The sequence below is a fragment of the Paraglaciecola sp. G1-13 genome, from assembly GCF_055809255.1.
In genome coordinates this window covers 679,604-704,271 of sequence record NZ_CM147903.1, presented here as the reverse complement: position 1 = coordinate 704,271, position 24,668 = coordinate 679,604, and the positions used below count along the sequence as shown (strand labels likewise).

The following is a 24,668-nucleotide window of genomic DNA, read 5'->3' as shown; positions in this document are numbered from 1 at the left end:
ACTCAGTAGCTACAAAGCAATGCTTAGTTATTCTATGAATTTCAGACATAAAAAAACCGGATTTTAATCCGGTTTTTTTATTGTAGGAATTTTTATTCCGCAGCTGCGTCTTCAGTCTCTACGACTTCTTCCACTTCTGGGCGGTCTACTAATTCTACATATGCCATTGGAGCATTATCGCCGGTACGGAAACCGCATTTTAAAATGCGAATATATCCACCAGGACGCTCTTCATAGCGAGGGCCAAGTTCATTAAATAACTTACCTACAACTTCTTTATCACCAGTACGTGCAAACGCTAAACGGCGATTTGCAACACTGTCTTGCTTAGCAAGTGTGATAAGAGGTTCAATTACGCGACGTAGTTCTTTCGCTTTAGGAAGAGTTGTTTTAATCAACTCACTCTTCACCAATGAGCCAGCCATATTGCGAAACATCGCTTGACGGTGACTACTATTACGATTCAACTGACGACCACTCTTACGATGGCGCATAGTCCTATCCTTCTTTAAAAATCAGTTTTAAATCTGATTAATCTTTTTCTGCGATGCTTTCTGGTGGCCAGTTCTCTAAGCGCATGCCTAGTGAAAGTCCACGAGAAGCTAGTACATCTTTGATCTCAGTAAGAGATTTTTTACCTAAGTTAGGAGTTTTTAACAACTCAACTTCGGTGCGTTGTACTAGATCACCAATATATTGTATCGCTTCTGCTTTAAGGCAGTTAGCTGAACGTACTGTAAGTTCTAAATCATCAACTGGGCGAAGAAGAATCGGATCAAATTCCGGCTTCTCTTCTTTCTCAACAGGCTCTGACATATCACGAAGTTCAACGAATGCGTCTAATTGCTCAGCTAATATAGTTGCTGAGCGACGAATCGCTTCTTCGGGATCGATAGTGCCATTGGTTTCCATATCGATAATTAACTTGTCTAAATCAGTGCGTTGTTCAACACGCGCAGACTCAACGTTGTACGAAATACGTGATACTGGACTAAATGAAGCATCAACCAATAAACGACCAATTGGGCGATCATCTTCTTCAGAAGAGCGACGAGTTGACGCTGGAACGTACCCACGACCCATTTCTACTTTAATGCGCATGCTGAGTTCAGCTTCGCCAGTTAAAGTACAAAGAACGTGACTTGGGTTTACGATTTCAACATCACCATCATGCTGGATGTCTCCAGCTAATACTGGGCCCGCACCGGACTTCACTAATGTTAGTGTTGCTTCGGTTTTGCCTTCAAGACGTACCGCCAAACCTTTAAGGTTAAGCAATATTTCGATAACGTCTTCTTGAACGCCTTCTTTGGTGCTGTACTCGTGTAATACACCGTCGATCTCAACTTCAGTCACTGCACAACCTGGCATAGATGACAAAAGAATACGACGTAACGCATTACCCAATGTATGACCAAAACCACGCTCCAAAGGCTCTAAAGTGACCTTTGCACGTGTAGGCGAAACGTTATCAATTTCAACTAACCTTGGTTTTAAGAATTCAGTTACAGAACCCGACATTGTTACCTCTCTTCTTTAAGCTTTACTTAGAGTAAAGTTCGACAATCAACTGTTCGTTTATTTCAGCAGACAAATCAGTTCTTTCAGGAACACGTTTAAATGTGCCTTCCATCTTTTTGCTGTCCACTTCAATCCAAGTTGGTTTCTCACGTTGCTCAGCAAGCTCTAAAGCAGAAACAATACGAGCTTGTTTTTTAGCTTTTTCACGTACAGATACAACATCATCAGCAGAAACATTAAAAGAAGGAACGTTAACAACTTGACCGTTAACCAAAATTGCTTTGTGGCTAACTAGTTGACGCGCTTCAGAACGAGTGCTAGCAAAACCAATGCGGTAAACAACATTGTCTAAACGTTGCTCTAAAAGTTGCAACAAGTTTTCACCTGTATTGCCTTTTAAGCGTGCCGCTTCTTTATAGTAGTTACGGAATTGCTTTTCAAGAACACCGTACATACGACGAACTTTTTGCTTTTCACGTAATTGAACACCGTAGTCAGACAAACGTCCACGACGTGCGCCGTGTTGACCAGGTGCGTTATCAATTTTACATTTTGATTCGATTGCTCGAACGCCACTTTTCAGGAACAAGTCTGTTCCTTCGCGGCGGCTAAGTTTGAGTTTTGGACCCAAATATCTTGCCATTATCTTTCTCCAACAGTCCGTCGATTAAACGCGACGTTTTTTCGGTGGACGACAACCGTTGTGAGGAATAGGCGTCACATCGGTAATATTAGTGATTTTATAACCAGCAGCATTCAAAGCACGGATAGCAGATTCACGACCTGGACCTGGACCTTTAACGAATACTTCTAGATTTTTCAAACCGTAATCCTGAGCGGCTGTACCAGCACGTTCAGCAGCTACCTGAGCAGCAAAAGGGGTAGATTTACGTGAACCACGGAAACCAGAACCACCAGATGTAGCCCAAGACAAAGCGTTGCCTTGACGATCTGTAATTGTCACTATTGTGTTGTTGAAAGAGGCATGGATATGAGCCATACCGTCAGCAACTTGACGTTTTGCGCGCTTACGCGTGCTTTTAGTAGGAGCTTTAGCCATCTTAATCCCCGCTTACTTTTTAATTGCTTTGCGAGGACCTTTACGGGTACGCGCATTAGTTTTAGTGCGTTGACCACGTAGAGGAAGACTACGACGGTGGCGAATACCACGGAAGCAACCTAGGTCCATCAAACGTTTAATACTCATTGATACTTCACGACGAAGATCACCTTCGACAGTGAATTTCGCGACTTCGTCACGCAATTTATCAATTTGTGCTTCATCAAGATCTTTGATCTTGGTTGTCTCTGCAACACCAGCAGCTTCACAAATGCTTTGTGCACGTGTAGAGCCTACACCGAAGATCGCGGTTAGCGCGATTACAGTGTGCTTGTGCTCAGGGATGTTAATGCCAGCGATACGGGCCATTAACAGTACTCCTCATAGTTTATGTCATCAGCCTAAAAAGCCCGATAGGATACTTACCCGATGACAAAATTGCAAATTAAGGTTTGCGGATACTATCGTATTTAGCAATTCCGCAAACCATACGATTAACCTTGCCTTTGCTTATGCTTAGGGTCAGAACTGCAAATCACACGCACAACACCGTTGCGCTTAATGACTTTACAGTTACGGCAAATCCGCTTGACGGATGCACGAACTTTCATTTCATCACTCCGTAAATCGCTAACTTAACGGCCGTAGCCCTTAAGGTTAGCTTTCTTAAGAACAGACTCATATTGATGAGACATCAAATGGGTCTGCACTTGCGCCATGAAATCCATGATAACCACTACCATAATAAGTAGAGAGGTCCCACCGAAGTAAAACGGTACGTTCCAAGCTATCAACATGAATTCAGGCACCAAACAAATAAAGGTTATATAAAGCGCGCCAGCTAGGGTTAAGCGAGTCATTACCTTATCAACGTATCGTGAGGTCTGCTCACCAGGACGAATCCCAGGAACGAACGCACCAGACTTCTTCAAATTGTCCGCTGTTTCGCGAGGGTTAAAAACCAACGCAGTATAGAAGAAACAAAAGAAGATGATCGCAGCAGCGTAAAACATCACATACAGAGGCTGTCCAGGAGACAACATCAATGCCACTTCTTGTAACCAAGAGAATGACTCATTCTGACCAAACCAATTTGCAATGGTTCCAGGGAACAGAATGATGCTTGACGCGAAAATCGGAGGAATAACACCTGCCATATTTACTTTTAACGGTAAATGCGTGCTTTGTGCTGCAAACACCTTACGGCCCTGCTGACGCTTTGCATAGTTAACGACGATACGACGTTGGCCACGCTCTACGAACACAACAAAATACGTGATAGCAATTATTATTACGCCAATAAGTAACAAGAACAGTAAGTTCAAATCACCTTGTCGTGCTTGCTCTGCCGTTTGACCTATGGCCGTTGGCAAACCTGACACGATACCCGCGAAAATCAATATAGAAATACCGTTACCGATACCTCTCTCTGTAATTTGCTCACCTAACCACATTAAAAACATGGTACCGGTGACCAAACTCACAACAGCTGTGAAGTAAAAACCGAACCCCGGATTAATCACCAAACCTGAAATCAGATTAGGTAGATTTGTCGCTATCCCAATTGCTTGGAATGTAGCCAACACTAGCGTGAAATAACGTGTGTATTGACTAATTTTACGACGTCCTGCTTCGCCTTCTTTTTTAAGTTCCATCATCGGTGGATGCATAACAGTAAGCAACTGAATGATAATGGAAGCTGTAATGTATGGCATTATACCCAGGGCAAGAACCGAGGCACGCTCAAGAGCACCACCAGAGAACATGTTAAACATTTCTACAATGGTACCCTTTTGCTGGTCGAATAATTCAGCCAACACCGCGGCATCGATACCAGGAATAGGCACATATGAGCCAAGCCTAAACACAATTATCGCACCAAGTACGAACAACAATCTTGACTTAAGCTCACTCAAGCCGCCTTTTGCGCTTGAATTTGATCCTGGTTTAGCCATCTAGCTTATTCCTCTACCTTACCGCCGGCCGCTTCGATTGCTTCGCGCGCGCCTTTTGTAACCTTCAAACCATTGATAGTAACAGCTCGTGAAATTTCACCGCTCTTAAGCACTTTAACAAACAGCATTTCTTTCTTAACAAGACCTGCTGCTTTTAAAGTTTCAAGTGAAACCACTTCACCCTCTACCTTTGCAATTTCACTCAACGTCACTTGGTCAGAAACCAAAGATTTACGTGATGTGAAACCGAATTTAGGTAGACGACGCTGAATTGGCATTTGTCCGCCTTCAAAACCAGGCTTTACAGAACCGCCAGAGCGAGACTTTTGACCTTTGTGACCACGGCCACCAGTTTTTCCAAGACCTGAACCCATACCGCGTCCAACGCGCTTACTAGATTTTTTTGCTCCTGGTGCAGGAGCAAGAGTATTTAAATGCATCTGTTACTCCTCCACTACTTCAACCATGTAAAATACACGGTTGATCATGCCACGAACAGAAGGGGTATCTTCGAGTTCACGAACATGACCGATGCGACGTAAACCTAGACCCGTAAGAGTTGCCTTATGCTTTGGAAGGCGACCGATAGCGCTTTTGGTTTGCTTAACTTTTATCATCTTAGCCATGTTCAATTACCCCAAAATCTGCGTTACAGACAATCCACGTTTAGCAGCAACTTGATCAGGCGAAGTCATTTCTGTCAACGCATTGATAGTTGCACGCACAACGTTAATTGGATTGGTAGATCCGTAACATTTTGAAAGTACGTTTTGAACGCCAGCGACTTCAAGTACCGCACGCATTGCACCACCGGCAATAATACCAGTACCTTCTGATGCAGGTTGCATGTAGACTTTTGAGCCTGAATGACGACCTTTAATTGGATGCTGTAGCGTGTTGCCATTTAGATCCACGTCCACAAGATTGCGGCGCGCTTTTTCCATAGCTTTTTGAATTGCAGCAGGCACTTCACGTGCTTTACCGTAACCAAAACCAACACGACCATTCCCGTCACCTACTACTGTCAAAGCAGTAAAGCTAAAGATACGACCACCTTTAACTACTTTAGATACACGGTTTACAGCAATTAGTTTTTCTAACAGGTCACCCTGTTGTTGAACTTCTACTTTAGCCATAATTAACTCCTAGAACTGAAGACCTGCTTCACGAGCAGCATCAGCCAATGCCTTAACTCGACCGTGATACTTAAAACCGCTGCGATCGAAAGCGACAGTCTTAATGCCTTTCTCGATAGCTCGTTCTGCAATCGCTTTACCAACTGCTACAGCAGCTTCTGCATTACCCGTTGACTTAACGGTAGTGCGAAGATCTGCTTCAACAGTAGAAGCCGCCGCCAAAACCTGTGAACCGCAAGGAGCGATTAACTGGGCATATATATGGCGTGGTGTGCGGTTAATAACCAAGCGATGCGCGGCCAGTTCACTAATTTTTTTGCGTGCACGTGTAGCGCGACGCAAGCGAGCTGATTTCTTATCCATCGTATCACCTACCTACTTTTTCTTAGCTTCTTTACGACGCACAACTTCATCAGCGTAACGAACACCTTTACCTTTATAAGGCTCTGGCGGACGGTATCCACGGATGTTAGCTGCAACCTGACCTACCAACTGCTTATCGGCGCCTTTAACGACGATTTCAGTTTGACTAGGAGTTTCAACCGAAATACCTTCAGGCATTTCGTATGCTACTGGGTGTGAGAAACCAAGCGTTAGATTTAGTTTTTTACCCTGCGCTGCCGCACGATAACCAACACCATTTAACTGAAGTTTTTTCTCAAAACCTTGAGATACACCAATTACCATTGCATCTAACAAAGAGCGAGCTGTACCAGCTTGAGCCCAACCGTTAGCAACACCTTCACGAGGTGAGGCTTTTAGTTGGTTCTCTTCTTGAACAACTTCAACTGCATCGTTGAATACACGGCTTAATGTACCGTTTTTACCTTTTACTGTGACTTCTTGCCCAGCGATAGTAACTTCTACGCCAGATAAAACGTCTACAGGAGCTTTTGCTATACGTGACATTTTTATCCCCTTACGCTACGTAGCCGATGATCTCACCACCCATACCCGCTTTACGCGCGGCACGGTCAGTCATCACACCTTTAGAGGTAGAAACGATAGCAACACCTAAACCACCCAATACTTTTGGCAACTCATCTTTTTTCTTATAGATGCGAAGACCAGGGCGACTTACGCGCTCAATGCTTTCAATTACTTTCTTGCCTTCGAAGTACTTAAGCGTCACTTCTAAAACAGGTTTAACGTCACCAGAAACTGCGAAGTCTGAAACATAACCTTCTTCTTTAAGTACGGCTGCAATTGCAACACGTAGCTTAGATGAAGGCATTGATACAGAAACTTTGCTAGCCATCTGACCGTTACGAACACGTGTAAACATGTCCGCGATAGGATCTTGCATACTCATATTAGCTACTCCTTACCAGCTGGCTTTTTTAAGGCCAGGTACTTCGCCGCGCATAGCTGCTTCACGCAACTTAATACGGCTAAGACCAAACTTGCGTAGGAAACCATGTGGACGGCCAGTAATGCGACAACGATTTTGTTGACGCGTACGAGCTGAATCACGTGGAAGTTGTTGTAGCTTAAGAACAGCGTCCCAACGTTCTTCGTCAGAAGAGTTGACGTTGCTGATAGTTGCTTTAAGTTCAGCTCGTTTAGTAGCGAACTTTGCAACTAGCTTGGCGCGTTTAACTTCGCGCGCTTTCATTGATTCTTTTGCCATAACCCTACCCTTACTTTTTAAATGGGAAACTAAACGCACTAAGAAGTGCATGTGCTTCCGCATCGGTTTCAGCGCTAGTCGTGATAGTAATATCCATACCGCGAATTTTATCTACCTTATCGAAATCGATTTCTGGGAAGATAATTTGCTCACGAACACCCATGCTATAGTTTCCACGGCCGTCAAACGACTTAGGATTCAAGCCACGGAAGTCACGGATACGAGGAATTGCTATTGATACTAAACGTTCAAAGAATTCCCACATACGCTCACCACGTAGGGTTACTTTACAGCCAATCGGATAACCTTCACGGATTTTAAAACCCGCTACAGATTTGCGAGCAACAGTTACAACAGGTTTCTGACCAGCAATTGCTTGCATGTCAGCAGTTGCGTTTTCCAACACCTTCTTGTCTGCTACCGCTTCACCTAAACCCATGTTTAGAGTGATTTTCTCAATCCGAGGGACTTGCATGACGCTTTTGTAGTTGAACTGCTTCGCAAGTTCCGCTACTACTGTTTCTTTATAGAAATCATGCAGTTTCGCCATCGTACTCTCCAATTATTAAACCAGTTCACCGTCAGATTTGAAGAAACGAACTTTTTTGTCGTCTTCAAAACGGAAACCTATGCGATCTGCTTTACCCGTTTTAGGGTTAACAATCGCTACATTTGACACGTGAATTGATGCTTCTTTCTCAATAACGCCACCAGTAACACCCAATTGAGGGTTAGGTTTCTGATGCTTCTTCACCAAGTTCACACCTTCAACGATTAAGCGGTCAGCCGCTGGAAGAACTTTAAGCACTTTGCCTAGTTTTCCTTTGTCTTTACCTGCCAAAACGATGATTTCATCATCACGACGAATTTTTCTAGCCATTATCGTGACTCCTTATAGTACCTCAGGGGCCAGTGAGACGATTTTCATGTTATTAACACGAAGCTCACGAGTGACCGGGCCAAAGATACGCGTACCAATTGGTTGCTTGTTTGCGTTAAGCAAAACAGCTGCGTTGTTATCGAAACGGATCGAAGATCCATCAGAACGACGAACGCCTTTTCTAGTACGCACCACCACTGCAGTTAGCACATCACCTTTTTTTACTTTACCGCGAGGAATTGCTTCTTTAACGGTAACTTTAATGATGTCGCCAATATGTGCATAACGGCGATGCGAGCCACCAAGAACCTTAATACACTGAACCCTGCGAGCACCCGAGTTATCGGCTACATCCAGGTTAGTTTGCATTTGGATCATGTTAGTGCTCCGCTGTTAATTAAGACTCTCACGAGTCGTTTTGTTTCCTAAAAAACCAGCGTTATTGCTGACTTTTTATACATACCCCTATTAAAAGGGCGCGAAATACTAACAGAAAATAACCAGTGGCGATAGTCGAATTTGCAAAAAAAAGTGACTAATCAATAGATAATTCCCTCTCATCAGCGAAGAGCTCATAAAACATATTTAAAACAGTGGCTTAGATAATTTTAATACACGCAAAAAAGTTGTTAGCCACTAATGTATAGATACCTCTTACAAAACTCTCTCGAGTCTATTGATGTTATCAACGTAGCTTCACTAAATGGCCATTCTACTTCGCTAATGTACAGCCTGGAATTAGTCGACCGCTACACTTCATCCGATGAAAAGCCAGAGGTTTCGTATAATTGGAATTGCTCTATCAACAGATAATGTTCGAAATTTCACCTTGCAACGAATAGTTGATATTCATCATCTCTTAAGCGCATCATCCGCACCTATCAAGGACAACAAAGGAACAGATTAGTATGGTGGTGATAAGGTATTTAGGAGAGCCCCTCTACGTGTTACTTACATTCTATAAATGACTTTACACATAAAGAGGCGGTTAAAGCGGGCGCGAACTATTTTTGATAAATTAACTTTTCTCTCTCGGGAGCGTTAATTAGTCCATCGTATTTTTCTTCCAGTAAATGGCGCTTTATCTTTAGCGTAGGTGTTAGTAGGCCGTTTTCTACAGTCCAATCATCTTTCATAATCACTAAACGGTCGAGTACTGCGTGACTCTCTAAACCAGCGTTAACCGATTCCAAGGTTGCTAACAGGCTCTTTTCTACTTTGTCTTTGTCTTGTTTGTTGGCATCTTCTGATAATACGACTAACGCAATAGGCTGTTTTAATTGCGAGCCGGTGACACAGACTTGCTCTACAGAAGAGTTGCCCATAATGAGAGCTTCAATCGGTACTGGCGCGATATACTTACCCTTGGCTGTTTTAAATATCTCTTTTAAGCGCCCGGTAATTTTAATATAGCCATCACTATCGATTGCGCCCTTATCACCTGTGCGCAAGTATCCGTCTTCGGTAAAGGTTTCAGCGGTTTTTTCAGGCTCCAGATAATATTCCTGCATATTACAAGGCCCTTTAACTTGTATCTCGCCCTCTTCGCCAATTCTAATATCGACACCTTCATAAGCGCGGCCAATACTACCAATTTTGTCCTCTCTAAATGGAACACAACAGGTACCGTAAGCACTGTTTTCTGTCATTCCCCATCCTTCAGATATTTTAACGCCTACTTTCAAAAACCATTTAAGGGTGGCTGGCGAAATAGGAGCGGATCCACTGGCGCACATACGAGCCTTATCTAAGCCAAGTTTAGTTCTAATCTTACTCGCGACTATATTGCCGACAAACGGTATTTTCAGCAGAAAATCGAGTTTCTTTTGGGGCATGTTTGCTAAAACCCCCATTTGAAAACGAGTCCAAAGACGCGGAACAGAAATAAATAACGTAGGCCTTAGGTGGCAAATATCGCGATTGAATGTATCAAGCGACTCTATAAAACCAATTTGAGTGTTTGCGTAGAAACTAGCCATTTCCACCAAAACGCGCTCGGTGATATGCGCCAATGGCAAGTAACTCAATATACGGTCTTCATCGCCAACGCTTAATTCATTCCTTGAATTGCTCGCAGCCCAACTAATCGAATTATAGGTATGCACTACACCTTTAGGGTTACCCGTGCTGCCCGACGTATAGATAATCGTCATAGTGCTGTTCATATCGGGTACTGGGCGCTCTAAATAGGGCTCATTTGCCATCAATGAATCCCAATCCTTATGGGCTTCAATATCAGGATAAGGAAATGCTAGCTTAGTAACGCCCTCAGGGATCGCTGCTACTTGCTCAGCAGTATCATCTAACTTGCCCACAAAAATAACAGGACATGCTGCGTGATTTAATACATATTGAATCGTTTTCTCGCCGGCTGTTGAATAAATTGGTACGGATATATGACCGGCCAACATAATAGCTAAGTCAGCAATGAACCATTCAGCACAGTTCTTAGATAATACGGCAATGTGGCTACCCGCTGGTAAGTTCAGCGCAATTAATCCAGCTGCCGCGCGGCGTACTTTGTCTGCCGTCTGTGCCCATGTATAACTAATAACAGCACCGTTAATCGGTTGCTTCAAATATACCTTCTGCGGCGTTGTATCTTCCCAGTGGTACATCATTTCTAAGGGCGTCTTTAACGACATGTTGTCTCCAGTACATAAATCTACATTTTGATAACAACGTTATAACGATTGAAACCCCACAGGTCAAACAACTATAAGACTTAAGCATTTATTTTGCGTATTCACTTCGATAAACAGAATCAATTCAGCTTATCTTTTCAGCAAAAAGGTGTTTTTTTAGCCTCATTGTGGGATTTCGCTAAACATTCCCTCCAGCCAATTCGAAAAACACTGAATCTTTTCGCGCTTAAAATGCGCTTCAGGCGCCACCAAATAATATGCGTAATGACACTTGAAACTAAAATTGAACAGTTTCACCAATTGCCCTTTTTCTAACTGTTCGAATATCAGGCTATTACGCACCATTGCTATGCCCTGCCCCGCTAGCGCCGCTTCAATAATAGTGACACTGGAATCATCTACATGTAGAGCATTGCGCCCCACGTCTGGGTTTATCCGATGCAGTTGATAGAAAGATTTCCAGGCGGGCAAAATATCGCTGCTTTTCTCGGTTAAAGTGGGATGACGGGAAACAGACTGAGCAGTGTCAATCTGTTTAGCTAACCCAGGATGACAAACTAGGTGAATAGTATCCTGAGCCAACTTTCTGCTTTTTAACTGACGGTAATCGCCGATGCCAAATCGTATCGCCAAATCTAATTCATTTTGGTCAAAATCTAATAAACGGTTTGTTGGCTGGATCCTTACATTTATGTGGGGATATTCTTGCTGGAACAAATACAAACGCGGTACAAGCCAACGAGAAGATAACGACTCAATCACGGTTAAGTTTAAAATATTGGGTCTTGGATCCATCACCAAGTTGCCTACGCCTTTATCTAGAAAGCTGAAGCCTGTGGCAATATCAGGTAATAGTCTTTCCCCCGCCTTTGTTAAAGACACATGCCGGTGACCTCTTACAAACAGCTGACAACCGAAGAAGACTTCTAGCGTTTTAATGTGCTGGCTGATAGCAGCTTGAGTAACAAACATTTGTTCCGCTGCTGCTTTAAAACTCAATGTTTCTGCAGCCGCTAAAAAATAACGAAGCGCATTGAGGGGCGGGAGTTTATTCATATAAAATGGAATTCAGTTAAGTTTTTCTTAACTGTAGTTTAGTTTTAATCGTTTGTCAGTAGAAGAGTATCTGCCTATCGTTAAACCTCCAAACCATGAGGAATTAACGATGAAAAACACCATAAAATCTTGCCTAGCGTTTAGCATTACCCTGCTATTTCTCAGCCTGAGCTCGGCCGTTTTTGCAGGCCAAGGATTAGAAAAACTATACACAAAAACGGGTTATCCATTTGAACCTTTGGTCAAGCGTTCGCAATTGGTTCGTATTTTGTATCAACGACAAGATGAAACGGTGACCTGCCGAACGGAAATAACTCAAGGCTCGATTGTGTGGGAAGGGCAAGAAAAAAAGGCCCGGCATGATGATTTCATTACCGAGCCATTGCGATCTTGTTTAGAGCGCTCAGAAGCGAAAAGGTTATTGAAGAACACCTACCAATAACCGGTAGTGTCACGCCTGTTACTGTAGCTACTGTCATATCTGATTGTGGCAGTAGTTATAGCTGCGCTTAATGTATAGGGCTCACCTCCTATGGTATGAACAGCGCCCCATACTCTTATATAGAAACTACAAAGCATAAAAAAGGTGTGACAAAACCCGAAATTATCAGTGCCAAACGTTACGACTAGCTAGTGCGCTGACGTACAATTTCATACAAGCAAATACCGGTCGCCACCGATACATTCAAGCTAGAAACCGAACCTGCCATGGGCAGCTTTATTAGCTCGTCGCAATGTTCTCGGGTCAGCCTGCGCATTCCTTTACCTTCGGCGCCCATCACCAGCGCTATCGGTCCTTGCATCTTACAATCGTATATACTCTGGGTTGCTTCACCTGCAGTACCCACCACCCATACGCCTGCATCTTTAATCTCTCGTAAAGTACGTGCCAGGTTAGTCACCTGTATAAGGGGGATCAAATCAGCTGCACCGCAAGCGACTTTCCTCACCACTGGCGTTAACGCTACCGAGTTGTCTTTGGGCACCACAATAGCGTCAATACCTGCTGCATCGGCGGTACGCAAACACGCACCTAAATTATGAGGGTCAGTTACACCATCGAGTATTAACAAAAAAGGCGTGGCGCTTTTTTTAATGATTTCGTCTAAATCATTTTCGTTAAACTGTTTACCGGGCTTCGCTTTTGCTACAACACCTTGGTGCTGTTCACCATTGACTTTATCGTCTAAGGTTTTGCGCTGGCAAAATTGCACCGCAATACCAAACTTACGCGCATGATTGATGATTGAATTAATCGGTTTGTCGTCACGACCTTTAAGGACAAACAACTCAATCAAACGCTCTGGCTCACGCTCTATCACTGCTTCTAATGCATGAATACCATACAACCACTCATGTTGAGCCATATCTATTTGTTCCTTTTACTGGACGAAGAGCGACGTGACTTAGCCGCTGGTTTATCGGCTGCCCCCCCTTTACCACTCGAACGACGAGTGCGTGGTTTCTTTTTAGCGCCACCAGCTTTGTCGTTCTCATTTGCCGCTTTGGCCCCGGCTTTGGATACAGGGCTTTCTTTGCCTGAAGTATTTTTTGCTGAACCTTTTTTAGCGGAAGACGATTTCTTTGTTCCGCGTTTTCCACCTCTTGGTTTTGGTGGCGCTTTGGCTAATACAAAGTCTATTTTTCGTTCATCCAAATTCACCCCTGCCACCTTCACTTCAAGCGGATCGCCAAGTCGGTAAACTATGCCCGAATTTTCTCCGACTAAGTGCTGCTTCGTTTCATCAAACTGATAAAAGTCATTATCTAATGCAGAAATATGCACTAGCCCATCAATATGGAACTCGGATAAACGCACGAAAAAGCCAAAACTGGTTACCGATGCAATAACGCCATCAAATGTATCTCCAACATGGTCCAGCATAAATTCACATTTGAGCCAATCGGATACATCGCGTGTTGCATCGTCGGCGCGTCGCTCTGTCATAGAACACTGCTCGCCTAATGCATCCACCTCTTCTGCTGTATACGCTTTACCGCCAGTCTTACTTTTGCGCTGTTGCTTTTTATCTATCGTGGCTTTTAAAGCACGATGCACAACTAAATCGGGGTAGCGACGAATGGGTGATGTGAAATGCGCGTAAGCTTCTAATGCTAAACCAAAGTGGCCAATGTTTTCATGGCTGTACACTGCTTGCTTCATAGAACGCAGCAACATGGTTTGAATTAGCTCTTGATCGGCCCTGCCCTGAATTTTGCTGATCACCTCAGTAAATTCTTGTGGCGAAGCATCTTTGCTGATGTGATGGGTAATTCCGACCTCTGCCAAATAAGACAAAAACGCACTTAATCGATCCGAGTCCGGCTCATCATGTATACGGTACAAGGCTTCAGCTTTTTGCTTGCTTAAGGTTTTGGCCGCAGCTACGTTGGCCAAAATCATACACTCTTCTATCAGTTTGTGAGCATCATTACGCGTGACAGGCACAATGGTGTCTATTTTACGCTGCGCATTGAACACGAACTTACTTTCTTGAGTTTCAAATTCAATAGCCCCTCGCTGACTACGTCTGCGTTTCAACGTGCGGTACATGTCGTGTAAATTTTTAAGATGTGGGACCTGCTCTGCGTAGCGATTTTTCAGTTCAGGGTGAGTCTGGCCGTCATCTTTCAATATATCCCATACTTTTGTGTAAGTAAGGCGCGCTTTTGAGTTCATAACAGCTTCATAGAATTGGTGTTCTGCTAGCTCTCCGTTTGCGCTGATGGTCATTTCACAGACCATACATAATCGGTCTACTTGGGGGTTCAATGAACACAATCCGTTGGAGAGTACTTCAGGCAGCATGGGAATAACCTGCTCTGGGAAATAAACCGAGTTACCACGGTTTTGCGCTTCGCTATCAAGCGCCGTACCTGGTCTGACATAATAACTTACATCAGCAATCGCCACCCACAACTGCCAACCACCGTCATCTAGCGGTTCACAAAATACAGCGTCATCGAAATCACGTGCGTCTTCACCATCTATCGTGACTAATGGTAATTGACGTAAATCGATTCTATTTTCTTTCGCTTCTTCGGGTACTTGCTCATTGAGGTCGGCAATCTGTTTGGTAACACCTTTGGGCCAAACGTGAGGAATATCGAAAGTGCGCAGTGCCATGTCGATTTCCATGCCCGGCGCCATATGCTCACCTAGCACTTCTAATACTTTACCAATCGCGTTCACGCGACGTCTTGGGCGTTGAACAATCTCTACAACAACGATGAAGCCTTGACGGGCACCGTTAACATACTCAGCAGGAATACTGATTTCATGATTGATACGGCTGTCATCGGGAATAACGATACCGGCACCATTTTCAAAAAAGTAACGACCAACAATGGGTTCGCTACGCGGCTCGATAATTTTAGCTATGCGTGCTTCTCGGCGGCCTCGATTATCGGTGCCGCTTTCTTTGACCAGCACTATGTCGCCGTGCAGCACCGTCGCCATTTGTGCGTTGTGAATAAACAGGTCTTTTTCGCCGTCATCACGCTTTAAAAATCCAAAACCGTCACGGTGGCCAATCACACGCCCTTGAATTAGCTCTTCTAACTTAAGCTTGGCGTATTTTTTATCACGATTGAATTCGATTTGCCCTTCGCGCTCCATTGCACGCAAGCGACGTTGAATGCCAATTCGGCTATCTTCATCTTCTGCATTTAATAGGTGACAAAATTCAAGAAAGGACAACGGTTTTTTGGCTTTGGTGAGTAATTCAAGTAAATACTCACGGCTCGCTACTGGATTTTCGTATTTTTCTTTCTCGCGCTGGTAAAAGGGATCGTCGCTCATAGAGGTGATGGCGTTTCCAAGTTAGGTAAATGTTGCGCCTAGTATAACGAAGCTGGCGCAATTAAAAACGCTTAATTGACAACGACAAGGCGCAAGTTGTTCTACATAGATAAAACGACCGATTTAATGGGGAAATAAGTTATGAATCCAAAGGACGTTTCGCTTTACGTACCGCTTTAGGATGCATCAGTTTTTCTAGATCAGACAAGCAAGACGCAATTTTTTGATGGGTTTTCTTATCGTTCGTCACGGCGTTATACAACCAATGGTAAGCATCTTCATAATCGTAAGGGCTGCCATAACCATCTATGAACAATTCCACTAACTCTATTTGCGCTTTTTGGTTACCCAACATTGATGCTTCGCGTAAAAACACCACCGCGCGCTCTTTATCTTGCTGCACCAACTTGCCTTGAGCATAATAACGGCCCAGCTGCTCTAGCCCTTCTGGTAAACCTTGGTCGGCAGCTTGACGCATAAAGCTAATACCACGCTCAGGCTCAGCAGTTACGCATACCCCCCAAGCAAGCATGTCACCCCATAAAAACTGATAGGCAGGTATTTTTAAGGTTTGCGCTCTGGCCTCAATGTCTTGCACCAATTGACAATCATCTAGCACAACTTGGCTTAAATGCTCATTACGGTGAATGAGCCGAAGCAACTCATCTTGGGAATAAAGTTGCACCGCTTTGATTTCGTCTGCAGCGAGGCTAGTAGACATACCAGAGGTAGTTAAAATAAGCAGTCCAGCCAGTAGGCCAGCATGAGACAATTTAGGGAGTGAAACTTTCATATGGGATCTATCTGCTGTGGCGTATAACATTTTTATCGGCAGCATCTGGATTTTGTAAACCCCTAACTGCCGAATCTGATCCGTAATTACTCAGACTAGAACAGACAAATATGAATTAACTCGCTAACGCTGACTGAACGACCTGGGCGTGTTCAATTAAATCATGACCAAGGTCTGTCAAGTAACCACCATCTGGCAAGGTCACTATTCCTTTTTCAAACAGGCGCTTGGCGGCATCGATCACAGCTGGCTCTGCGTCATGGTGTATTTTTAAGCCCTGCATCAGGCTTGTGGTAGGGAATTTTAATAACAAATTAAACTCGCTAACCATTTCGTTTGTAAGTGACATAAGCATTCCTCGATGATTATTGTGTAGTAAAGACAATACATTCAGGTTTGCTCAGCTTACTTTCACCAACGACGTTTGCGCACAGAGTTTGAAGATAAAGACCCACTCGATGCGCGACAAAAAGTATGTCGAGCTAACCCGTTAAATTTGCACATCATGCAAGCTCAATAAACCACTAGACGTTAATAAAATCAAGCCAAAAACAACAAAGAGTTTTCATTATCTGGAAATTGGTAAAAGAGAAATAGCTAAAAATAACAAGGTCTAACGATCCATCTCGTAACTTAGCACTGAGCAGTTTATACTCTGACAAAATAGATATTACTTTTAATGCTCTTCACTTATATTGAGACATTAATCGAAGTACACCTAAGCAGTTTGAACCACTCGTTATTCTGCACATTTTCGGAAGGACGCATAAGCGCCAATATGTCGCTGTTAAAGCACCTTCTCTCACATTTTAATTATTTGCGCCAACAGCAGCGCAATTTGATATAGCGCAGAACATTATTATGCATCACACCCCTTGTAAGGTTGATTCCATTGTTGCTCTCAACCCAGTCGTCAGTTTAGTCACCCTGATCCCACAGCAGCCTTTTACACATCAAGCTGGTCAGTATTTGAAAGTCGTCATGGATGAAGGCGATCAGCGTCCATTCAGTATCGCTACAGCACCGCGAGAAGACGGTAAAATTCAATTGCATATTGGCGCGGAGCCAGGCAATAGTTATGCAGGTGAAGTTCTTGAAAAAATGCGAACTGAGGGTGAAATTGCCGTTAATGGCGGTTTAGGAAATGCCTACGTTCAACTGGAAGATAGCATGCCGACCATTTTACTCGCAGGGGGAACAGGGTTTTCCTATACCCAAGCTATCTTGCAAAAAATGCTCGAATCTTCTAGCCAGGTCAAAGGCCACAAGGATCCAATTTTCCTATATTGGGGAACGCGCTCAACCGCTGATATGTACGCATACGATGAACTTGTCGCTCTGGATAAAAAACACGAGCACTTTACCTTTGTTCCCGTGGTGGAACATCCGGGTCATCAATGGTCAGGCAAAACCGGTTGGGTGCATAAAGCAGTACTCGAAGATTTTGTCAGCCTAGAGCCTTATCGGGTTTACGTAGCTGGTCGCTTTGAAATGGCTGGCGTGGCAAGAGAAGACTTTCATCAGCAAGGGTTAATCTTGAAAAACTTGTACGGCGACGCATTCGAATTTATTTAACACCTGAGCACGGTGCATTGTAAAAAGCCTATTGGGTAAACGAAACGCTTACCCAATAGGCTGAATATTTATACGTTTTGCTAGCTCGCAGCTAAACCGCGCCGCTGAAATCCAATTGCCGCCACGCTTCATAAACAAAAACAGATACCGCATTCGATAAATTCATGCTGCGACTGTCAGGTAACATAGGAATGCGTACTCGTTGTTCAGGCGGCAAGCTTTGAATAACGTCATCAGGTAATCCTCGCGTTTCGGGCCCAAACAACAAGGCATCACCCAATTGATATTCAGCTTTGGCAAAAAAAGTAGTGCCTTTAGTGGTGCAAGCAAAAATGCGCTTAGGTTGGCGTGATTCCATATAGGCCTGTAGTGACGCATGCCTTACCACATTGGCAAATTCATGGTAATCAAGGCCTGCGCGACGAACGCGTTTATCGTCCCATTCAAACCCTAAAGGCTCAATTAAATGTAGGGCAAATCCAGTGTTTGCGCATAAACGAATAATGTTGCCAGTATTCGGCGGAATTTCAGGTTGATATAAAACAATGTCTAGCATTTAGGTGATCACGATAAAGTCAGATTAAGCGCAATGCTAACAAATTGCGCTTACTGCAGTAAGGTCTATCTGTCATTTGCCAGTCGCAGAAACGCTAGAATAGCTTCTAAACAGGGGCGACGATATTGGTCTTCTTCAAGCAGCATTTCGTGCCGAGCACCAAAAATTTGTTGTACTTCGCAATGGGGCAATTTGGCTAATACACGGCTTTGCCTTTTGTTGTCCACCACTGTATCCGCCCCTGCTTGAATGGCCCAAACGGGGATCGATATTTGACTCGCTTGAGCTTCGATGGCATCCATCGCTTTTAGGGCTGCTCGCAACCAATGCCCGGTCACACCTCCTAATTGCACTTCTGGTTGCAAATTATACTCGTCTCTGAAGAGGCGATAACGTATTTCGCTGTGGGTGAGCTCATTAAGCGCGAAGTCGGTTTCCTGATAATTTTTTTGGCCAAGAAAATAACTCGCGTCATGACCTAAACCGCGACTAATAAGCAAGTTTGCGCCTATTAAAATACTCGCCAGCCAATTAGGTAACGCGGGGCGAATGCCAAACATGGGGGCACACACAATCAGTTGAGCGAAATCTTGCGGATGCGCTAAAACATACAAAGCCCCAATTGCACACCCCATAGAGTGGCACAATAACTGCGGCTTATGCTGCGTGTTAGGCTCAATGATTTTCTGGTAAAACAGCTTAAAGTCAGCAACGTAATCGGTAAAATCGTCCACAAAACCCATATGGGGGTTGCGGGTCATGCGCCCTGACAAGCCTTGACCACGGTGATCATGAATGAACACCGAATATCCATTTTGATATAAGTCGAACATGACTTCTTGATATTTAACCCAAGACTCAATTCGCCCTGTAGAGATAGCCACGGCACCAATCGCGTGCGGATGACACAAATAGGCATAACTAATGTTTACACCTGAATGCCCCATAAAATCGCCTTTGGTCAGAGAACGCATTAAGGGTTTTATTTTCTCTTGATACGTCCGTTCCAGTTGCTTTTCTGAACTTATTTGGTATTCACTCAACGGTTATTACTCTATTTATCACTCTATGGGATTAGCTTACCAGAGGTTAATAGTGCAGAACACAAAGGTAGACTGTGCAAAAAAACAATGGGGCTCACCAAATTCGAGTGAAAAAGTAATTGGTCAAGGCGCTAAGCCATTATCGGCAATCGAATATGCACGCTCAAGCCACCCTTAACTTGGTTGCGGGCTTCGATTGTGCCCTCATGCGCAGCAATGGCGCGACTGGCAATTGCCAAGCCTAACCCTATTCCACCACTGTCTCGCTCTCTTGCGCTTGAAACACGGTAAAAGGGCTGAAAGATATGCTCTAAATCTGAATCCGGTATGCCTTTGCCGTCATCACAAATAACTAAGTTAACGTCAGGGCCGTCAATTTTCAGGGTGAAAGACACCTGCTGATTTGCGTATTTCACGGCGTTGCGCAGAACATTTTCAATGCCGCTCGTTAACAAATCTTCGTCAGCATTTATTTTCGCATCAGAATCAATATCTACCGTTAACGTTTTGCCTTGTGATTGGGCTTCGAACTCGCAGTCAGCTAATAGCTCTGTTAAAAGTGTATCAAAACTCACCGGCTGCTTTTTCGAATCCCGAGCGTTATTATCTAATCGCGACAGCATCAACACTTGAGCGACCATATGCTCCATCTGATGAGCTTCTTTTTCAATTCTAGCTAATGCTTGCTCGTTACTTTTTGTGTTGCTCGACGGCTCTTGTTGCTGAGCGATACCAATGGCGAGTTGCATCCGCGTTAACGGAGAGCGTAACTCGTGAGATATGTCTGCCAATAGACGCTTTTGCCCATTAAGCAAAGTCTCCACCTGCTCTGCCATATAATTAAAATCTCGCCCTAAGCGCCCTATTTCATCGCCTCTATAGCTGGCAGATCCAACTCGACTGCTAAGTGCACCGCTAGCCATGCGCTTAGTGGCCACTTGCAATTGTTTTAATGGTTTTACAAGTGACCAAGCAATTAATGAGCACAATACCGCACTTATTAACAATACCAGGCAGATAAGCAATAAGGGTGGGCGGTGGCGCATATCGCTAGCGAAACCCATGGGCCGTATTCGTCCCACAAATAACAAATATTCAGTGCCAGCAATATCGGTCGCCATTGGGCCAAACATATCGCCGATAGGTGTTGCAATACGCAATGGATTTGCAGAGCCAATTAAATCGAGAAATGGCTTCTCATTGGGTAAGCGTGGTAACGGCCCCTTGAGTGTGAACGTCTTGGTTTTTGGATTGAGCAAAATCATCATCAACTTACCGCGCTGACTGGTGCGTTCAAGAATATTCTCTAACGGCTCACCATCTGGGCTACGAGAAACTTGCCGCTGCAAAGCTCTAACCGAGTTTTCCAGCATGAAATGCTGCTTGTCATCCATGGGTAAATATTCAACTGGTGGAGCAATATTTTGCATTATCCAGTAAGCACCAACGATCATGACGATAGTTGTGCCCCAGAACCACAAAAAAATACGACCATACAAACTTCGAAATGGGTTCAAATATAGAAGACGCCTCATATTTCACCCAAATAGACGTATCCTACTCCTCGATGGGTTTTGATTTTGTCATGGTCACTAAAATGACTTAATTTCTTACGCAAATTACTCACGTGCATATCAATACTGCGATCAAAAGCGGCTAGCTTTCGACCTAATACCTGCTCACTTATTGCCTGTTTAGGCACGAGATCTGGGCTACAGCTCATCAACAGTTTCAGCACCGCAAATTCGGTGCCGGTCAACTCCACTTGCTGGGCGTTACATGCGACAGTTTGCGCTGCAATATTTAACTCCACATCACCAATTTCGATCGTGTTTTGTTTTTGCTTGTCGCTTTGCAAGCCGGCTTGAATATCTACACGGCGCACAATAGCTTTCACTCTAGCCGATAACTCTCTGTGGTTGAAAGGTTTTGCCAAATAGTCGTCGGCACCGAGTTCCAAGCCTAATATTCGATCAAAATCATCGCCTTTGGCAGTTAACATCAACACAGGGGTAACATGTGTACTACGTAAACGTTTTAATACTTCGAACCCGTCTACTTTAGGAAGCATTACATCCAAAATGATTAAATCATAGTGCTGCCCTGATTTCGCAGCTAACAGGCCGGCCTCCCCATCACTTGCCACATGAATCGTGTATCCTTGCGCGCTTAGGTATTCCTGTAACAACTCGGTGAGTGCTTGATCGTCATCGATCAGCAACAAAGACTTTTCTAGCATGAACACTTTCCTTCAAACTCCAGCGGCCTAACAATAGACGCGCGAAAACCCATAAAATAATACCGAAATTGTCGCTACTCGATTGTCTATTTACTTAATCTTTACACTGGCTTTGCGTTTCTTTGCGCTGGTGGTGCTAACCTTATTTTGTATTTCACTATAGTAAGGCATATTCAGTGCGAACGTTAAAATCATTATTTACCCCCATCGCCGTTGCTTTGGCACTCCTGTTGACTCAGCATGTCGCTATTGCAAAACCGTCGCCGCATAATGGCCCGATATCCTTACGCCCAATTTTAAAAAAGTTAGATTTAACCGGCGCCCAACGTCAAGACGTTCGATTACTGTTAAAACAAAACCGTGCGACAAAAGATACCTATCAGCCTGACCAAAGATCTATGCGTGAGAGCTTACGTAATTTAATACAAAGTGATGTATGGATTCAAAGTGAAATAAGCAGCGCTATTCAAGCTGACCAACACTTACAAAATCAGCTAATGTGGCTGGATATTAAAACTCAGCAGCAAATTTGGCAGATTTTAGACGATGGCCAGAAAGACGCGTTCTTAGTCGAATTACATGCTAAGCAGCAAGAAAAAGGACATGCCACCAAGTTGCAGCAGAGCAAAACACGGGGTAACAGCATACCCAAGATGTCTGAGGCACAACGCCAAACAGCGCACTTAGAAACACTTAACCTAACCGAAGAGCAACAAGCTCTATTTAAAGCACAACGCGCTGCTGAAAAAGCGGATAAAGAAGCAAACAAATTTGCTAGGGAGACATTTAAGGCACAAGTTATTGCGATAGTGACCAGTGAAAGTCTGAGCGAAACTAGTTGGACAGCCTTGCAAGCTCAAACAGAAGTACGGCGCTATGAACATGCTCTTACTAGGGCTAAAAATCAGCACACGTTTTGGAATGCACTGACCAGCGAACAACAGATAACACTCCATAGAATGATGGAAAGTCGGCATAAACGAGAGAGTAAAAAGCGTAATTCACTTGGAAAAGCCGATAGCTAACGTTCAAAATGTGTAATAAGTGTGCTTGCTAGGTTTTTTTCCGCTTATGTACCGCATTTTATAAAACGACTTTGACGCGAATTTTACCCTTACGATTAAAACTGTGACAAAGCAACTCTCCCTGAGTCACTCTACTTTTTGTTTATACCTTAAAACTCCGGCACTGCCCGCTCGTATAATCCCTCGATAAATAGCGGCGAGGTGATCAACATATCCGCTGTAGAAGTGTTACACGCGACCGGCAAATTCCATACTGAGCACAAACGCAACAGCGCTTTTACGTCTGGGTCATGGGGGGCTGGGTTCAAGGGATCCCAAAAGAAAATCAAAGCGTCTAACTTACCTTCGGCGATCAATGCCCCTATTTGTTGGTCGCCGCCTAGTGGGCCGCTCTTATATCGCGTAACGGGCAAGTTTAACGCTTCTTGTAGTAAGCCCCCTGTCGTGCCTGTCGCCACTAAGTTATGTTTTTCTAGCTCTGCTTTATGCTCTAGTGACCAGCGGATAAGCTCTGGCTTTTTATGATCATGCGCGACCAGCGCTAACGTCTTTTGCATACCTTCCTCAATAAATCTTTTAAAAATCGTTTTGTGAAATCACAGTAGCGCTGTAGCGCCCTATAAATCGATGCGATGTACAGCGTTTGATACTTTTTGCTGCTCTATCATTCCACCTAGCGTGACAAAATGCTTATTTTCCCCTACGCCCACGGCCAATAAGCCCCGGTGATCCATAGTAGGCGAGTCCGTGTGGGAGACATTCCAACTCGACTGAGTAAAGTCGTAGCGCCACACCTCATTGCTCGGACTTGATGGTTCACCATCGTAACCCGTGCCGTTATAATTGTATGGGTTATCTGAACCGCCCACGAAGATGGCTGAATTGCTGGCAACATCACCGGTCGCAGCCATACGATAACGTGCACTCGATGTAGGGTGCGCTACTGTGCGCCAATCAATTTTTTTGATATCACTCTTGTCAATCGTTCCGTGGTAGCAAGCTGGTTCTGCGGAAAACGTACGCCGTTTATCTGGTTGAGCATCCACCTTAACGCCATCACAAAGCATAATATTTTCCCCCACAATCGCACCTGCATGACCGAAAACGGGATTACCTAAAAAAGGTGAACCTTGTTGCCATGAATCTGTTTTCACATCGTAAATTTGGACTAAATTGACGTTGCCGTCATTATGCCAACCGCTAATCAGATATACGTAACGCTGCTGAAAAACGAGTGCGACTGCATCGTCCACGGGCACTGGCGTCTGAGCTATGGGGTAGTAGGTATCCGTAACAATGTCATAGCGAAAGTTGTCTGGGCTTGACACTTCATTATGCGCAGCATCAACGGTGTAACCACCAAACAAAAGTGCCATATCGCCTACACCAACGGCAATACTGGCTAAGCGACCAGACTGGGGTAAACTCGACGGCACGGGTGATTTTTGTTGCCAAGCTTTGCTTGGCGTAAATGATTCACCTGCAAGCTCTAGAGCCCACACCTTGTTGTGAACATCTTCATGCGTTTTACCTGCTCCTAGCCCCATGAAAGATAACAAAAAATGACCATTTTCAGTATCGACTTTGACCACCGCATTGTTGGTAACTGGTTCAGGCATTGCTGGGTAGCGTCCCTTTATCTTGGATTCAGCGTTAGCATTTTGTACCCCAATTGCACTTGCCGATAAAATCATTACCGCCGCCCCTAGTGATTTTACGAAAAGGCTTACTGACGTTGCTGAATTAACTCTT

32 protein-coding genes are annotated in these 24,668 nt (G+C 44.1%); 3 read left to right on the top strand and 29 right to left on the bottom strand.

All coding sequences use genetic code 11. The features are described from left to right. Window positions 1-92: 92 nt before the first annotated feature. The 19 genes from rplQ to AC0L6N_RS02855 all read right to left on the bottom strand — a co-directional run bounded on the left by rplQ (window position 93) and on the right by AC0L6N_RS02855 (window position 11,883). Window positions 93-494: a 50S ribosomal protein L17 gene (gene rplQ, locus AC0L6N_RS02945; protein ID WP_006990557.1), complete on the bottom strand. Its 402-nt coding sequence runs from the start codon at window positions 492-494 to the stop codon at window positions 93-95. Between the two features lie 37 nt (window positions 495-531). Then, a complete protein-coding gene (locus AC0L6N_RS02940; RefSeq protein ID WP_006990558.1) occupies window positions 532-1,521 on the bottom strand; it encodes a DNA-directed RNA polymerase subunit alpha in 990 nt (329 codons plus the stop codon). A gap of 22 nt (window positions 1,522-1,543) precedes the next feature. Continuing rightward, window positions 1,544-2,164 carry a 30S ribosomal protein S4 gene (gene rpsD / locus AC0L6N_RS02935; protein ID WP_006990559.1) on the bottom strand — a complete coding sequence of 207 codons (621 nt, stop codon included), beginning with the start codon at window positions 2,162-2,164 and terminating at the stop codon, window positions 1,544-1,546. 24 nt (window positions 2,165-2,188) lie between these two features. Beyond that, window positions 2,189-2,581: a 30S ribosomal protein S11 gene (gene rpsK / locus AC0L6N_RS02930; RefSeq protein ID WP_006990560.1), complete on the bottom strand. Its 393-nt coding sequence runs from the start codon at window positions 2,579-2,581 to the stop codon at window positions 2,189-2,191. Between the two features lie 12 nt (window positions 2,582-2,593). Continuing rightward, window positions 2,594-2,950: a 30S ribosomal protein S13 gene (gene rpsM / locus AC0L6N_RS02925; protein WP_006990561.1), complete on the bottom strand. Its 357-nt coding sequence runs from the start codon at window positions 2,948-2,950 to the stop codon at window positions 2,594-2,596. 125 nt (window positions 2,951-3,075) lie between these two features. Then, window positions 3,076-3,192 carry a 50S ribosomal protein L36 gene (gene rpmJ, locus AC0L6N_RS02920; protein WP_007104309.1) on the bottom strand — a complete coding sequence of 39 codons (117 nt, stop codon included), beginning with the start codon at window positions 3,190-3,192 and terminating at the stop codon, window positions 3,076-3,078. A gap of 24 nt (window positions 3,193-3,216) precedes the next feature. Beyond that, on the bottom strand, window positions 3,217-4,536 hold the full coding sequence (gene secY / locus AC0L6N_RS02915) for a preprotein translocase subunit SecY (RefSeq protein ID WP_006990562.1): 1,320 nt from the start codon (window positions 4,534-4,536) through the stop codon (window positions 3,217-3,219). A 5-nt stretch (window positions 4,537-4,541) separates the two neighbouring features. Beyond that, window positions 4,542-4,976, bottom strand: coding sequence for a 50S ribosomal protein L15 (rplO, locus tag AC0L6N_RS02910; protein WP_006990563.1), 435 nt, complete (start codon window positions 4,974-4,976; stop codon window positions 4,542-4,544). A 3-nt stretch (window positions 4,977-4,979) separates the two neighbouring features. After that, window positions 4,980-5,162, bottom strand: a complete 183-nt coding sequence (rpmD, locus tag AC0L6N_RS02905; RefSeq protein ID WP_006990564.1) for a 50S ribosomal protein L30 — start codon at window positions 5,160-5,162, stop codon at window positions 4,980-4,982. A gap of 6 nt (window positions 5,163-5,168) precedes the next feature. Beyond that, window positions 5,169-5,672 (bottom strand): 30S ribosomal protein S5, encoded by a 504-nt coding sequence (gene rpsE, locus AC0L6N_RS02900; protein ID WP_006990565.1) that lies wholly within the window; start codon window positions 5,670-5,672, stop codon window positions 5,169-5,171. 9 nt (window positions 5,673-5,681) lie between these two features. Beyond that, window positions 5,682-6,035 carry a 50S ribosomal protein L18 gene (gene rplR / locus AC0L6N_RS02895; protein WP_006990566.1) on the bottom strand — a complete coding sequence of 118 codons (354 nt, stop codon included), beginning with the start codon at window positions 6,033-6,035 and terminating at the stop codon, window positions 5,682-5,684. 12 nt (window positions 6,036-6,047) lie between these two features. Next, on the bottom strand, window positions 6,048-6,581 hold the full coding sequence (rplF, locus tag AC0L6N_RS02890; RefSeq protein WP_006990567.1) for a 50S ribosomal protein L6: 534 nt from the start codon (window positions 6,579-6,581) through the stop codon (window positions 6,048-6,050). 10 nt (window positions 6,582-6,591) lie between these two features. Further along, window positions 6,592-6,984: a 30S ribosomal protein S8 gene (gene rpsH / locus AC0L6N_RS02885; protein WP_006990568.1), complete on the bottom strand. Its 393-nt coding sequence runs from the start codon at window positions 6,982-6,984 to the stop codon at window positions 6,592-6,594. A gap of 12 nt (window positions 6,985-6,996) precedes the next feature. Then, on the bottom strand, window positions 6,997-7,302 hold the full coding sequence (rpsN, locus tag AC0L6N_RS02880) for a 30S ribosomal protein S14 (RefSeq protein ID WP_006990569.1): 306 nt from the start codon (window positions 7,300-7,302) through the stop codon (window positions 6,997-6,999). A 10-nt stretch (window positions 7,303-7,312) separates the two neighbouring features. After that, entirely contained in the window at window positions 7,313-7,852 is a 540-nt protein-coding gene (gene rplE / locus AC0L6N_RS02875; RefSeq protein WP_006990570.1) for a 50S ribosomal protein L5, read from the bottom strand. 15 nt (window positions 7,853-7,867) lie between these two features. Next, window positions 7,868-8,182, bottom strand: a complete 315-nt coding sequence (gene rplX / locus AC0L6N_RS02870; protein ID WP_006990571.1) for a 50S ribosomal protein L24 — start codon at window positions 8,180-8,182, stop codon at window positions 7,868-7,870. Between the two features lie 12 nt (window positions 8,183-8,194). Beyond that, window positions 8,195-8,560 (bottom strand): 50S ribosomal protein L14, encoded by a 366-nt coding sequence (rplN, locus tag AC0L6N_RS02865; protein WP_006990572.1) that lies wholly within the window; start codon window positions 8,558-8,560, stop codon window positions 8,195-8,197. Window positions 8,561-9,186: 626 nt separating this feature from the next. Continuing rightward, window positions 9,187-10,827, bottom strand: a complete 1,641-nt coding sequence (locus tag AC0L6N_RS02860) for an AMP-binding protein (RefSeq protein WP_473478710.1) — start codon at window positions 10,825-10,827, stop codon at window positions 9,187-9,189. A gap of 162 nt (window positions 10,828-10,989) precedes the next feature. Beyond that, a complete protein-coding gene (locus AC0L6N_RS02855; protein ID WP_473478707.1) occupies window positions 10,990-11,883 on the bottom strand; it encodes a LysR substrate-binding domain-containing protein in 894 nt (297 codons plus the stop codon). A gap of 109 nt (window positions 11,884-11,992) precedes the next feature. On the opposite strand from AC0L6N_RS02855, the gene AC0L6N_RS02850 reads away from it, so the two are divergent. Continuing rightward, window positions 11,993-12,325, top strand: a complete 333-nt coding sequence (locus AC0L6N_RS02850; protein WP_473478704.1) for a hypothetical protein — start codon at window positions 11,993-11,995, stop codon at window positions 12,323-12,325. Window positions 12,326-12,509: 184 nt separating this feature from the next. On the opposite strand, the gene rlmB is transcribed toward AC0L6N_RS02850, so the two are convergent. The 4 genes from rlmB to AC0L6N_RS02830 form a co-directional block, all read right to left on the bottom strand. Continuing rightward, complete coding sequence (gene rlmB, locus AC0L6N_RS02845; protein ID WP_011573878.1) at window positions 12,510-13,250, bottom strand: 23S rRNA (guanosine(2251)-2'-O)-methyltransferase RlmB; 741 nt, start codon at window positions 13,248-13,250, stop codon at window positions 12,510-12,512. Window positions 13,251-13,252: 2 nt separating this feature from the next. Then, the gene (gene rnr / locus AC0L6N_RS02840) at window positions 13,253-15,685 is read right to left on the bottom strand and encodes a ribonuclease R (protein ID WP_473478701.1); all 2,433 of its coding nucleotides are present in this window, start codon (window positions 15,683-15,685) and stop codon (window positions 13,253-13,255) included. A gap of 139 nt (window positions 15,686-15,824) precedes the next feature. Beyond that, a complete protein-coding gene (locus tag AC0L6N_RS02835) occupies window positions 15,825-16,478 on the bottom strand; it encodes a tetratricopeptide repeat protein (RefSeq protein ID WP_473478699.1) in 654 nt (217 codons plus the stop codon). A 115-nt stretch (window positions 16,479-16,593) separates the two neighbouring features. Further along, a complete protein-coding gene (locus tag AC0L6N_RS02830; RefSeq protein ID WP_011573875.1) occupies window positions 16,594-16,827 on the bottom strand; it encodes a TIGR02647 family protein in 234 nt (77 codons plus the stop codon). A gap of 512 nt (window positions 16,828-17,339) precedes the next feature. Here AC0L6N_RS02830 and fre point away from each other — a divergent pair. Continuing rightward, window positions 17,340-18,053, top strand: coding sequence for an NAD(P)H-flavin reductase (gene fre, locus AC0L6N_RS02825; protein ID WP_473478696.1), 714 nt, complete (start codon window positions 17,340-17,342; stop codon window positions 18,051-18,053). A 91-nt stretch (window positions 18,054-18,144) separates the two neighbouring features. Here the strand turns inward: fre and trmL are convergent, their stop codons facing one another. The 4 genes from trmL to AC0L6N_RS02805 all read right to left on the bottom strand — a co-directional run bounded on the left by trmL (window position 18,145) and on the right by AC0L6N_RS02805 (window position 21,891). Continuing rightward, window positions 18,145-18,609, bottom strand: a complete 465-nt coding sequence (gene trmL, locus AC0L6N_RS02820) for a tRNA (uridine(34)/cytosine(34)/5-carboxymethylaminomethyluridine(34)-2'-O)-methyltransferase TrmL (protein ID WP_011573873.1) — start codon at window positions 18,607-18,609, stop codon at window positions 18,145-18,147. A 65-nt stretch (window positions 18,610-18,674) separates the two neighbouring features. Beyond that, entirely contained in the window at window positions 18,675-19,583 is a 909-nt protein-coding gene (locus AC0L6N_RS02815; protein ID WP_473481229.1) for an alpha/beta fold hydrolase, read from the bottom strand. Between the two features lie 200 nt (window positions 19,584-19,783). Then, window positions 19,784-21,169 (bottom strand): ATP-binding protein, encoded by a 1,386-nt coding sequence (locus AC0L6N_RS02810; protein ID WP_473478693.1) that lies wholly within the window; start codon window positions 21,167-21,169, stop codon window positions 19,784-19,786. Between the two features lie 14 nt (window positions 21,170-21,183). Beyond that, the gene (locus AC0L6N_RS02805; RefSeq protein ID WP_011573870.1) at window positions 21,184-21,891 is read right to left on the bottom strand and encodes a response regulator transcription factor; all 708 of its coding nucleotides are present in this window, start codon (window positions 21,889-21,891) and stop codon (window positions 21,184-21,186) included. A gap of 176 nt (window positions 21,892-22,067) precedes the next feature. On the opposite strand from AC0L6N_RS02805, the gene AC0L6N_RS02800 reads away from it, so the two are divergent. Continuing rightward, on the top strand, window positions 22,068-22,916 hold the full coding sequence (locus AC0L6N_RS02800) for a Spy/CpxP family protein refolding chaperone (protein WP_473478691.1): 849 nt from the start codon (window positions 22,068-22,070) through the stop codon (window positions 22,914-22,916). A gap of 149 nt (window positions 22,917-23,065) precedes the next feature. Here the strand turns inward: AC0L6N_RS02800 and AC0L6N_RS02795 are convergent, their stop codons facing one another. After that, window positions 23,066-23,473 carry a methylglyoxal synthase gene (locus tag AC0L6N_RS02795; RefSeq protein WP_011573868.1) on the bottom strand — a complete coding sequence of 136 codons (408 nt, stop codon included), beginning with the start codon at window positions 23,471-23,473 and terminating at the stop codon, window positions 23,066-23,068. A 60-nt stretch (window positions 23,474-23,533) separates the two neighbouring features. Further along, window positions 23,534-24,610: a Kelch repeat-containing protein gene (locus tag AC0L6N_RS02790; protein ID WP_473481227.1), complete on the bottom strand. Its 1,077-nt coding sequence runs from the start codon at window positions 24,608-24,610 to the stop codon at window positions 23,534-23,536. Window positions 24,611-24,668 lie beyond the last annotated feature (58 nt).